This is a genomic window from Variovorax sp. DAIF25 (genome assembly GCF_050711835.1).
Classification (GTDB): domain Bacteria; phylum Pseudomonadota; class Gammaproteobacteria; order Burkholderiales; family Burkholderiaceae_C; genus Variovorax.
This window is the reverse complement of sequence record NZ_CP136636.1, coordinates 1671135-1682849: the sequence shown is the minus strand read 5'-3', so window position 1 is coordinate 1682849 and position 11715 is coordinate 1671135. Positions and strand designations below refer to the sequence as shown.

Below are 11715 nucleotides of genomic sequence, written 5' to 3'. Positions count from 1 at the left end.
CGCCTAGCCCTTGGACTGCGATGCGGTGGCCAGCGCCTTGTCCGCCGCCGCCTTCTGCGCGTCGGTCGGCCGCTTGAGGCCGATGCGCATGGTGAAGTTCGCCACGCGCCGCTGGTCACGCTGGTTCGAGCTCAAGCTCACGGTGGCGGAAGTAATTTCGACCAGCTCCGGCTTCACGAGCCAGGGGCTGTTGCTGCCGAGATTGCGCAGCAATTCGGACACGCGCTCGTTCGACTGCGCCATGCCCTGCAGCGTGACGGTCTGGTTGTCCTGCTTCATGTTCGACAGGTAGACGCCATCGGGCAGTTGCCGCACCAACTCGTTGAGCAGATGGACCGGCAGGTTGCGGTCGCCCTGCAGGTCTTCGACGGCCTGCTGGCGTGCGCGCAGCGCCGCGATTTCCTCCTGCAGGGTCGAGATCTCCTTGATCTCGACCTCGAGCTTCTTGATCTCGCCCTGCAGGAAGCGGTTCTTCGATTGCTGGGCCGAGATCTGGGCCTCGAACCAGAGGTAGCCCAGGCAGGCGATCAGGCCACCGAGCAGCGCGGCGGCGGCCAGGGTGCCGAAGAAGGCCTCGCGCCGGCGCTTGCGCGCGGCCTCGCGGTGAGGGAGCAGATTGATCAGGATCACTGCAGGAACCTCCGCATGGCCAGACCGCAGGAGGTCAGGTAGGAAGGCGCTTCGCGCCGTACCTTCTTCTCGCGGATGTTCGAACCGAGCTCCATGCCGTCGAAGGGATTCACGAGCGAGCAGGCGAAGGAGGTCTGCCGCGTCACCGCATTGCTCAGGCCCGGCAGCGAGGCCGATCCGCCGGCCAGCATCACGTAGTCGACGCGGTTGTGCGGCGTGCTGGTGAAGAAGAACTGCAGCGCGCGCGCGATTTCCTGGGCGATGCTCTCGACGAAGGGCTTGAGGACACCCGCACCGTAGTCGTCGGGCAGATCGCCGCTGCGCTTCTTGGCTTCGGCCTCCTCGGCCGAGAAGCCGTACTGGCGCACGATCATCTGGGTCAGTTGGGCGCCGCCGAAGGCCTGGTCGCGGTCGTACAGCACTTCCTGGTTGCGCAGCACCTGCATGCTGGTGGTGAAGGCACCGACCTCGAACAGGGCGACGATCGCATCCTGGCCCTTGCTCGGCAGTTGCTCGATCAGGCGCGCGGTGGCGAGGCGCGAGGCGTAGGACTCGACGTCCAGGATCATGGCCTTGAGGCCCGCCGCTTCGGCCAGGCCTTCGCGGTCCTGCACCTTTTCCTTGCGCGAGGCGGCGATCAGCACTTCGACGTCGCCCGCCGAGCTCAGGCTCGGCCCGGTCACGCAGAAATCGAGGCTCACTTCGTCCAGCGAGAAAGGAATGTATTGATTTGCTTCCGATTCGACCTGGATTTCGAGCTCCTGCTCGCTCATCCCGCCCGGAAGAATGATCTTCTTGGTGATCACCGCCGACGGCGGCAGCGCCAGCGCGACATTGCGCGTGCGCGTGCCGCTCTTGCGCACCACGCGGCGCACGGCCTCGGCGACTTCGTCGAACTTCTCGACATTGCCATCGGTGATCCAGCCCCGCTCCAGGGGCTCGATGGCGCAGCGTTCCAGGATCAGCTTGCCGCTGGCTTCACGGCCGAGCTCGACCAGCTTGACGCTGGACGAACTGACATCCAGCCCGAGCAGGGGGGCGTTCTGACGACGAAACAACGTTCCAAGAGCAGCCAAGTTCTGTCCCTCTTCCCCTGCATTTGTAACCAATAGAAAAATATGCGTTCGGTTGCATGCTAGCAGCACGCTCCAAGGCATCCAAGCGAGGGATCGGGGCGGAATGGTCGAACGTTGTCAAAACCTGACGTTAAAGCCTCGTTCTGTAACTTTCGGATTAGGACTGGGCGCCCGAGGAAACATCCGGGCCCGCTCAGGGGGTGGCTTTTTATAATGCGCGGTGACTCTCGGGCCCTCCATGCAAGAAAACACACGGCCAACGCCAAACCCCAAGCGCCCAGCCAAGACCCCACCCACCTCCACCCGGCCCGCCTGGCTCAAATGGCTGCTGCGCTTCGTGTTCTGGGGGCTTGGGATCGCCGCGGCCGGCGTGCTGTCGGTGATCTGCGTGGTCGCGGTGGCGCTGGCGGTCGCCTATCCGAACCTGCCCGACATCTCCGAGCTCTCCGACTACCGGCCCAAGCTGCCGCTGCGGGTGTTCTCGGCCGAAGGCATCCTGATCGGTGAATTCGGCGAGGAACGACGCAACCTGACGCCGATCTCCGCCATCCCCAAGGTGGTGAAGGACGCCGTGCTGGCGGCCGAGGACACCCGCTTCTACGACCACGGCGGCGTCGACTACAAGGGCATGATCCGCGCCGGCCTCGCGAACATGAACCGCGTGAAGAGCCAGGGTGCCTCCACCATCACCATGCAGGTGGCGCGCAACGTCTACCTGAGCTCCGAGAAGACGCTGACACGCAAGATCTATGAGGTGCTGCTGACCTTCAAGCTCGAGCACCTGCTGAGCAAGGACCAGATCTTCGAGATCTACCTGAACCAGATCTACCTCGGCAACCGCGCCTACGGCTTCGCCGCCGCCTCCGAAGCCTATTTCGGCAAGCCGCTGTCCGAGCTCACGATCGCGCAGGCCGCGATGCTGGCCGGCCTGCCCAAGGCACCCGGCGCGAACAACCCGGTGAACAATCCGCAGCGCGCACGCGGCCGACAGTTCTACGTGATCGACCGCATGCAGGACGCCGGCTTCATCACCGCCGAGCAGGCCGCGGCTGCCAAGAAGGAAGAGCTGCACCTGCGCGATGCCGCCGATCCGAACCGGCTGCATGCCGAGTACGTGGCCGAGACCGTGCGCCAGCTGATGTATGCGCAGTACGGCGACAGCACCTACACGCGCGGCCTCAAGGTCTACACCTCGCTCGTGGCGGCCGACCAGGCCGCTGCCTACAAGGCGCTGCGCAAGGGCATCATGGACTACGAGCGCCGCCAGATCTATCGCGGCCCCGAGAAGTTCGTCGAGTTGCCGAACGATGCCAAGGATCTCGACGAAGCCGTCGACGACGCGCTCAGCGACCATCCCGACAACGGCGACGTGATGGCGGCCGTGGTGCTCAAGGCCACGGCCAAGCAGATCGACGCGGTGCGCGGCAACGGCGACGCGGTGCAGATCACGGGCGAAGGCCTCAAGCCCGCGCAGTCGGGCCTTTCCGACAAGGCGCCGCCCAACATCAAGATCCGCCGCGGCGCGGTGATCCGCGTGGTCAAGACGCCCAAGAACACCTGGGAGATCACCCAGCTGCCCGAGGTCGAAGGCGCCTTCGTCGCCATGGACCCGCGCGACGGCGCGATCAAGGCACTGGTCGGCGGCTTCGACTTCGGCAAGAACAAGTTCAACCACGTCACGCAGGCCTGGCGCCAGCCGGGCTCGAGCTTCAAGCCCTTCATCTACTCGGCCGCGCTCGAGAAGGGCTTCACGCCCGCCACCGTGATCAACGACGGCCCGCTGTTCTTCGATGCCGGCACCACCGGCGGCCAGCCCTGGGAGCCCAAGAACTACGGCGGCGGCTACGACGGTCCGATGTCGATGCGCACCGCGCTGATGAAGTCGAAGAACCTGGTCTCGATCCGCATCCTGCAGTCGATCGGCACGCGCTACGCGCAGGACTGGATCACCAACTTCGGCTTCGAGCGCGAGAAGCACCCGGCCTACCTGCCGATGGCGCTCGGCGCTGGCTCGGTCACGCCGATGCAGATGGCGGTCGGCTACTCGGTGTTCGCCAACGGCGGCTACCGCGTCAATCCCTACCTCGTGACGCGCATCACCGACCACAAGGACAAGCTGCTGGTCGACAAGCAGCCGCCGCTGCTCAACGAGGCGCTGCGCGCCATCCCGCAACGCAATGCCTTCATCATGGACAGCCTGCTGCAATCGGTGGCGCGCGCCGGCACCGCCGCCAAGGCCCAGGCGATGCTCAAGCGGCCCGACCTCTACGGCAAGACCGGCACCACCAACGATTCGCTCGATGCCTGGTTCGCGGGCTTCCAGCCCACCATGACCGCGATCTCGTGGATCGGCTACGACACGCCGCGCAACCTCGGCGACCGCGAGACCGGCGGCGGCCTGAGCCTGCCGATCTGGATCAACTTCATGGAAACCGCCATCAAGGGCGCGCCGGTCACCGACCTCTCGACCGCCCCGCCTTCCGGCGTGGTGAGCGTGGGCGGCGAGTGGTACTACGACGACTACGCGCCGGGCCGCGGCGTGGCCAGCCTGGGTGTCGATACGACGCCGGCGGCGCCGGCCGAATCGCTGAGCGGCGCGCCGGTGAGCCCGCCGGCACCGCCCGAGGAGCGCAGCCGCATCCTCGACCTGTTCCGCAACTGAGGCGAAGCCGCGGGCCCGGCTCAGCCCGCGGTGAAGCTCAGCGGCTGCCCCGCCTGCAGCGTCGCCTCGCGCGACAGGTTGCCGAAGAACTCTTCCGCGCTCTTGGTGTCGACCCAGGCCTGGCCGTCGAAGCGGTAGTGGTAGCCACCCGAGCGCGCCGCCAGCCAGATCTCCTGCAGCGGCTTCTGCAGGTTCACGATCAGCTGGCTGCCGTTGGGGAACGAAATCGTGATCATGCCGCCCACGCGCTGGTTGTCGATGTCGGCGTCCGTGGCGTCGTTGAGGCGGTCGCAGCTTTGCTCGATCGCCGCCAGCGCGGCTTCGGCGCGGTCCATGTATTCGGAGTCCGTCATTACAATTTCGTTATGTTGAATGTCCACCAAATTCTAGTGAGCGCCCGCGGCCGCACTGCGCTCATGGTCTGCCTCGCCGCCGCCACCCTCGGCCTGGCCGCCTGCGGACAACGCGGCGCCCTCTACCTGCCGACCGATCCGGCCGCCTCGCAGCGCGCCACGCTGCCCGATCTGCTGACGCCCAGCATGCCCGGCGGCAACAGCGATGCCACTCCCTCTTCCGGCGCCGGCCAGGCCGCGCCGAAGCCCGCCACCGCCAGCAGCGGAGCCGCCCGATGAGCACCCTTCCCCTGCCCGGCCATCCCCATATCGCGCAGCGCGACGGCGCGCTCCAGGTCGAAGGCGTGTCGCTCGACGCGCTCGCGCGCGAGCACGGCACGCCGCTGTTCGTCTACTCGAAGCAGTGGATGCTCGACGCCCTGGCCGCCTACCAGCGCGGCTTCGAGGGCCGCGATGCGCTGATCTGCTACGCGATGAAGGCCAACTCCTCGCTCGGCGTGCTGCGCGTGTTCGCCGAGGCCGGCTGCGGCTTCGACATCGTCTCGGGCGGCGAACTGGCGCGTGTGCTCGCGGTCGGCGCCGATCCGAAGAAGATCATCTTCTCGGGCGTCGGCAAGACCCGCGCCGAGATGCGCCAGGCGCTCGCGGCCGACATCGCCTGCTTCAACGTCGAGAGCGAGGCCGAGCTCGATGTGCTCAACGAGGTGGCGCTGGCCGAGAAGGCGCGCGCGCCGATCAGCATCCGCATCAATCCCAACGTCGATCCCAAGACGCATCCCTACATCTCCACCGGCCTCAAGGGCAACAAGTTCGGCATCGCGCACGACCGCGCGGTGCAGGCCTATCGCCATGCGGCCAGCCTGCCGGGCCTCGAAGTGGTCGGCATCGACTGCCACATCGGCTCGCAGATCACCGAGGCCTCGCCCTACTTCGATGCCTTCGAGCGCGTGCTCGACCTCGTGGTGGCGATCGAGGCCGCGGGCATCCCCATCCATCACCTGGACTTCGGCGGCGGCCTGGGCATCGACTACAACGGCGAGACGCCGCCGCAGGCCGATGCGCTGTGGCAGCAGCTGCTCGCGCGGCTCGACGCGCGCAGCTTCGGCCAGCGCAAGCTGGTCATCGAGCCGGGCCGCTCGCTGGTCGGCAATGCCGGCGTGTGCCTGACCGAGGTGCTCTACACCAAGCCCGGCGAGGACAAGAACTTCTGCATCGTCGATGCGGCCATGAACGACCTGCCGCGTCCCGCGATGTACCAGGCCTTCCATCGCATCGTGCCGGTGCGCGAGCGCGCCGGCACGGCCACCAGCTACGACGTGGTGGGCCCGGTCTGCGAGAGCGGCGACTGGATCGGCCGCGACCGCGAACTCAACGTGGTGGCCGGCGACCTGCTGGGCGTGCTCTCGGCCGGTGCCTACTGCATGAGCATGGCGAGCAACTACAACACGCGCGCACGCGCGGCCGAGGTGCTCGTGAGCGGCGCGGCGGCCACGCTGATCCGCCGGCGCGAAACCATCGAGGACCAGCTGCAGGCCGAGCTGCAGGCCGCCAAGGGCTGAACGGGGCCGCGGCTAATTCGACGGCCGCGCCCGCGCGCCGGCGCGCGCCGCCGGTGCGCGCGCCTTGCGGGCGCTCATCCATCGCCAGAGCCGCCACGCCAGCAGCAGGCCGATGATCGCCGCGTAGACGAACACCTCGGCGAAGTTGTTCTTGCCCGCGCGCATCCAGAAGAAGTGCAGCAGCCCGAGCCCCGCGATCAGGTAGACCAGCTTGTGCAGCAGCTGCCAGCGCTTCGCGCCCATGGCCTTGATCGCGCGGTTGAACGAGGTCAGCGCCAGCGGCGTCAGCAGCACGAAGGCCGAGAAGCCGACCAGGATGAACGGCCGTTTCGCGATGTCCTTCGCGATCTCGCCCCAGTCGAGCCCCATGTCGAACCACGCGTAGCACAGCAGGTGCAGCACCACGTAGAAGTAGGCATACAGGCCCAGCATGCGCCGGAAACGCGCCAGGCCGTTCCACTTCGTCGTCACGCGCAGCGGCGTGACCGCCAGCACGATGCACAGGAAGCGCAAGGTCCAGTCGCCGGTCGCGCGGATCAGGTACTCCTGGGGATTGGGGCCCAACTGGTCGACCACCACGCCGTAGGCCAGCCACGCGAACGGCAGCAGGCACAGCACGAAGACGACGGGCTTGGCGGCGGGATGCAGCAGCAGCTTGTTCATGGCGTTCGGGTCGCGCCCCCGCGGGTTGCAGGGGGTGCGCGCCCGCCTCAGTAGTTCTTCTTCAGGTCCATGCCCGCATAGAGCTGGCCGACCTGCGCTTCGTAGCCGTTGAACAGCAGCGTCTTGTTGCGCTTGGCGAACAGGCCGCCGCCGTCGCCGATGCGGCGCTCGGTCGCCTGGCTCCAGCGCGGATGGTCGACGTTCGGGTTCACGTTCGAATAGAAGCCGTACTCCTGCGCGGCCGCCTTGTTCCAGGCGGTGCTCGGCTCCTTCTCGACGAAGCGGATCTTCACGATCGACTTGGCCGACTTGAAGCCGTACTTCCATGGCACCACGAGCCGCACGGGCGCGCCGTTCTGGTTCGGCAGCACCTCGCCGTACATGCCGAAGGCCAGCAGCGTGAGCGGATGCATCGCCTCGTCCATGCGCAGGCCCTCGGTGTAGGGCCAGTCGAGCACGCGCGAGCCGACGAAGGGCATGGTCTTGGGATCGGCCAGGGTCACGAACTCGATGAACTTGGCATTGCCCTGCGGCTCGACCTTCTTGATCAGTTCTGCCAGCGAATAGCCGACCCACGGGATCACCATCGACCAGCCCTCGACGCAGCGCAGCCGGTAGATGCGCTCTTCCTGCGCGCTGAGCTTGAGCAGGTCCTCGATCGCGTACTTGCCGGGCTTCTTCACCAGCCCCTCGACCTCGACGGTCCAGGGCCGGGTCTTGAGCGTGCCGGCGTTCTTGACCGGATCGCCCTTGTCGGTGCCGAACTCGTAGTAGTTGTTGTAGCTCGTCGCGTCCTTGTAGTCGGTGAGCTTTTCCATCGTCTGCGCACCGGGCACCGCGGACTTCGCGCCCGGCAGCGCTTCCAGCTTGTTCGGCCGCGCCGTCTGGGCCAGCGCCTCGCGCCCCGCGAAGGAGGCCAGCGCGGCACCGGCGGCACCGCCGGCCATCAGCTTGAGCAGGTCGCGCCGGCCTTCGTAGAGGGCGCGCGGCGTGATCTCGCTGGACAGCGGATGGATGAAACCGCTGGAGCTGCGGCGCGACGGACGGGAATGGAACGACATGACGGGCCTTTCGCTGGAATCGTTGTACTCGGAAGGTAGTTCGTGGCTACCTCCGATTCGGTTACGCGCACGCGGGGCGTGCGGTTTCAATTCTTCGCGAAAGGCGGCCGGCGCGCGCCTACAGCGTGCCGTAGCTGTGCAGGCCGCTCAGGAACATGTTGACGCCGAGGAAGGCGAAGGTCGTGACCGCCAGCCCCGCGAGCGCCCACCAGGCCGCCACGGTGCCGCGCAGGCCCTTGACCAGGCGCATGTGCAGCCAGGCCGCGTAGTTGAGCCAGACGATCAGCGCCCAGGTCTCCTTCGGGTCCCAGCTCCAGTAGCCGCCCCAGGCATCGGCGGCCCACAGCGCGCCCAGCACGGTGGCGATGGTGAAGAAGGCGAAGCCGACCGCGATCGACTTGTACATGACGTCGTCGAGCACCTCGTTGGCCGGCAGGCGCGCCGCGATGCGCTTGCGCCCCAGCAGGATGCCGGCCGCGATCAGCGCCGAGATCGCCGCATAGGCGACCCAGTAGCTGCCGCCGGCCTCCTGCACGCGCTGGCGGAATGCCACCGGCACGAAGCACAGCGCCATGCCCAGCAGCCAGATCGGCGTGAGCTTGTACCAGCGGGTTTCGCTCGCCTGTTCCTTCACGAGGTAGGCGAAGGCCACCATGGCCGCGAGCGAGAAGGTTCCGTAGCCGATGAAGTTGGCGGGCACGTGCAGCTTCATCCACCAGCTCTGCAGCGCGGGCACCAGCGGCTGGATCTCGTGCGCCTGGCGCACCAGCGTGTACCAGAGCAGGAAGCCGACCGCCGCGCTCACCACCAGCATCACGAAGGCGCCGAGCGCGCGCGTGCGGTAGTGTTCTTCGTAGTAGAGATAGAACGCGGCCGTGAGCCAGCAGAACAGCACGAACACCTCGTAGAGGTTGCTGACCGGGATGTGGCCGATGTCGGGGCCGAGCTGGTGGCTTTCGTACCAGCGCACCATGGTGCCGATCAGCGCCATGGTGATGGCGGCCCAGGCCAGCCGCGAACCGATCGCCTCGAGCGCATCGCCCTGCTTGCCGCCGAAGAAGCCCAGCCAGTAGAACAGCGTGCTCATGAAGAACAGCACGCTCATCCAGAGGATGGCCGACTGGCTCGAGAGGAAGTACTTGAGCCAGAACACGGTGTCGGCGCGCGCCAGGTCGCCCTGGTAGGACGCGATGGCCAGCAGCGAGGCCGCCGCGACCACGATCGCCAGCACCCGCAGCGGGCGCCAGAACCAGCCCATGGCGATCACGCAGATCAGCGCACCCACCAGGATCGGCTTCTCGTAGGAGTCCATCGAGCCCGCGTGGCGCGCGAAGGCGAACAGGCCGCCCGCGAGCACCAGCGCCGCGAACACCCAGTCGAACAGGTTGCGCCGCGAGAGCCAGCTTTCGTTGAGCGTGAGGGTGGTGGTGTTCATGGTGAGGCGGACTCTTCTTTCTTCAGGGCGAGCAGCTTGTGCTTCAGATGCTCGAACTCCCGATCGCTGTCGATGGTCTTGCGATTGACCGAGAACGCCATCGTCGCGGCGGTCTCGGTGGTGTTGTCTCCGGCGGCGCCGGCGGGTGTCAGCCACACCCAGAGCCGACGCTCGCGCACGTACAGCATGGCAAAAATCCCGACGATCAGCAACAGACAGCCCAGATAGACGACGTTCTTGCCAGGGGCGCGCGCCACCTGGAACACGCTGGCCTGCACCTGGGTGAAGTCGGTCATCATCATCGCGACCGGGGCCGGATAGAAGTGGGCGTCGCTCAGCGCGATCACCGCCTGCGTGAGGAAGGCCTGCGACTTCTCGTCGCCCGGCAGGGCCGCGAGGCCCGCGCCTTCGCGGCTGAGGTTCAGCACCTCGTACAGCACGTCGTTGAGGATGCGCACCAGCACCGCGCCCGCGCGCTCGCGCTCGGCCTCGGGCACGTTGCTCTCCATGAATTCGGCGATCGCCTGCCAGCCGCCCGCGGAGGCGGCATCGGCGCGCGCGGGCTCGCTGCCCGCGAACAGCGCCAGCGCGCGCGTGGCCGACACCCGCAGCTGGTCGGCCATCTCGGGGCGCTGCGGATCGCTGGCCTTGGCGATGTAGCGCTCGATGGCACGCGCGCGCATCGCCGGGTCCTCGAGCGTGGCGCGCATGCGCACGAAGCCGTCCATCGAGCCCTGCTCGTCGGCCGGCACGCGCAGGTAGCGGAACGGCTCCTCGGGCTTCTCGCGCATGCCCAGCAGGAACACCGGCTGGCCGTCGCCGGTGTCGACCGGCACCATGTAGTTCTGGTACTCGCGCGCCTGGCCGGCCGCATCGCGCAGCTTGTAGCCGATGCTCGGGCCGATGTTGCGCAGCACCTTGGGCTTGTTGGTCTTGTTGGCCGCGCCCAGGCGCGACTCGATGTCGTGACGCAGGTCGACCTTGCGCACGTCGGCGCCGCTGCCCATGGCTCCGCCGTCGGCGAAGTTCTCGACGTTGATCACGCGCAGCGCGGCGAACTCCAGCGTGAGCTTCTCCTTGCCGTTGGTGATCTCGCTGCTCGGGCCGCCGATCACGCCCTCGACCTCGAAGGGCTTGGCCGCGGCCGCCATCGGCACCGCCTTGAGCTTCACCGTCGAGCCGCCGTCGTCGAAGCTCGACTGGTAGATCTCCACGCCCTTGTAGCTGGCCGGATGGTTGACCTCGATGCGCGCGGGCACCTGCGCGCCGGTCTCGCGGTCGTGCAGCACCACCTCGCTCGCGAACAGCTTGGGCATGCCGGTCGAGTAGTAGTCGACGATGAACTTCTTGAGCTCGATCGAGAACGGCAGCTCCTGCAGCAGCACGCCGTCGGCCTGGTTGAGGATGGCCACGCTGCCCTGGCCGCCCTCGGGCACCAGGATGTTGCCGCGGAAGGTCGGGTTGCTGGCCGACAGCCGGTGCTGCGGCGGCACGTCGGCGATCATGCCGCCGCCGGTGAACACGCTCTTGCCGTTGAACCAGGTCTGCGCGCGCACCACGAGGTCGCCGTCGAGCAGGCCGCCGATGCACACCAGCACGATGGCGCTGTGCGCCGCGATGTAGCCGAGCTTGTGCGCGCCGCCGGCACGCGCGGCGACCATCCAGCCGGCCGGCGTCTTGCCGTCGCCCGTGGCCTCGCGCTGCTGCAGCTTGACCTTCCAGCCGCCGCTCACGAGCAGCTGGCCGATGCGGTTGGCGGCCATGTCGGGCGTTTCGCCGAGCTGCGTCTGCGCGCGCTGGCCGAAGGCCTTGAGGCTCTGGGTGCGGATGTCTTCCTTGAAGGTGCGCAGCTCGACCACGATGCGCGGCGTGTTGCGCACGATGCACAGCGTGGTGCTGATCACCAGGAACAGCAGGATCAGCAGGAACCACCAGGCGCTGTAGATCGAGTCGAGCCGCGCGGCGCGGAACACCTCGGCCCAGAACGGCCCGAACTGGTTGATGTAGTTGTTGATCGGCTCGTGCTGCTTGAGCACCGTGCCGATGATCGAGGCGATGCAGATGATCGTGAGCAGCGCGATCGCGAAGCGCATCGACGACAGCAGTTCCACCGCCGCGCGAACCGCTTGCGGGCCGCGATGGACGCGAAGGCCGTGAGTGGAGACTGACATCGATTGCTAGAGAAGAGAGAAGAAAAGGCGTCCGGAAGAAGCGAAACGCAAAAGGGCGGGCCATCCTTCTGGATCGGCCCGCCCTCTTTTGGGGTTGTTGTCGGC

10 protein-coding genes are annotated in these 11715 nt (G+C 67.3%); 3 read left to right on the top strand and 7 right to left on the bottom strand.

Translation table 11 applies throughout. The features are described from left to right. Positions 1 to 3: 3 nt before the first annotated feature. A complete protein-coding gene (locus R0232_RS07705; RefSeq protein ID WP_431511765.1) occupies positions 4 to 630 on the bottom strand; it encodes a PilN domain-containing protein in 627 nt (208 codons plus the stop codon). Next, on the bottom strand, positions 627 to 1706 hold the full coding sequence (locus R0232_RS07700) for a pilus assembly protein PilM (RefSeq protein ID WP_208509128.1): 1080 nt from the start codon (positions 1704 to 1706) through the stop codon (positions 627 to 629). Before R0232_RS07700 ends, R0232_RS07705 begins: the two co-directional genes overlap by 4 nt. Before the next feature lie 238 nt (positions 1707 to 1944). Between R0232_RS07700 and R0232_RS07695 the strand changes: the two genes are divergently transcribed. Beyond that, positions 1945 to 4368, top strand: coding sequence for a penicillin-binding protein 1A (locus R0232_RS07695; protein WP_431511764.1), 2424 nt, complete (start codon positions 1945 to 1947; stop codon positions 4366 to 4368). 20 nt (positions 4369 to 4388) lie between these two features. On the opposite strand, the gene cyaY is transcribed toward R0232_RS07695, so the two are convergent. Continuing rightward, complete coding sequence (gene cyaY / locus R0232_RS07690) at positions 4389 to 4721, bottom strand: iron donor protein CyaY (protein WP_093352029.1); 333 nt, start codon at positions 4719 to 4721, stop codon at positions 4389 to 4391. Positions 4722 to 4784: 63 nt separating this feature from the next. On the opposite strand from cyaY, the gene lptM reads away from it, so the two are divergent. After that, positions 4785 to 5000: an LPS translocon maturation chaperone LptM gene (gene lptM, locus R0232_RS07685; RefSeq protein WP_371268980.1), complete on the top strand. Its 216-nt coding sequence runs from the start codon at positions 4785 to 4787 to the stop codon at positions 4998 to 5000. Next, positions 4997 to 6280, top strand: coding sequence for a diaminopimelate decarboxylase (gene lysA / locus R0232_RS07680; protein WP_431511763.1), 1284 nt, complete (start codon positions 4997 to 4999; stop codon positions 6278 to 6280). Before lptM ends, lysA begins: the two co-directional genes overlap by 4 nt. Before the next feature lie 12 nt (positions 6281 to 6292). Here lysA and R0232_RS07675 read toward each other — a convergent pair whose 3' ends face one another. From R0232_RS07675 to R0232_RS07660, 4 genes are all read right to left on the bottom strand, one after another. Beyond that, on the bottom strand, positions 6293 to 6943 hold the full coding sequence (locus R0232_RS07675; protein WP_431511762.1) for a sulfite oxidase heme-binding subunit YedZ: 651 nt from the start codon (positions 6941 to 6943) through the stop codon (positions 6293 to 6295). A gap of 47 nt (positions 6944 to 6990) precedes the next feature. Next, a complete protein-coding gene (gene msrP, locus R0232_RS07670; RefSeq protein WP_093352039.1) occupies positions 6991 to 8004 on the bottom strand; it encodes a protein-methionine-sulfoxide reductase catalytic subunit MsrP in 1014 nt (337 codons plus the stop codon). 118 nt (positions 8005 to 8122) lie between these two features. Next, the gene (gene ccsB, locus R0232_RS07665) at positions 8123 to 9439 is read right to left on the bottom strand and encodes a c-type cytochrome biogenesis protein CcsB (RefSeq protein ID WP_093352042.1); all 1317 of its coding nucleotides are present in this window, start codon (positions 9437 to 9439) and stop codon (positions 8123 to 8125) included. Then, on the bottom strand, positions 9436 to 11610 hold the full coding sequence (locus tag R0232_RS07660) for a cytochrome c biogenesis protein ResB (RefSeq protein WP_431511761.1): 2175 nt from the start codon (positions 11608 to 11610) through the stop codon (positions 9436 to 9438). Before R0232_RS07660 ends, ccsB begins: the two co-directional genes overlap by 4 nt. Positions 11611 to 11715: the final 105 nt, after the last annotated feature.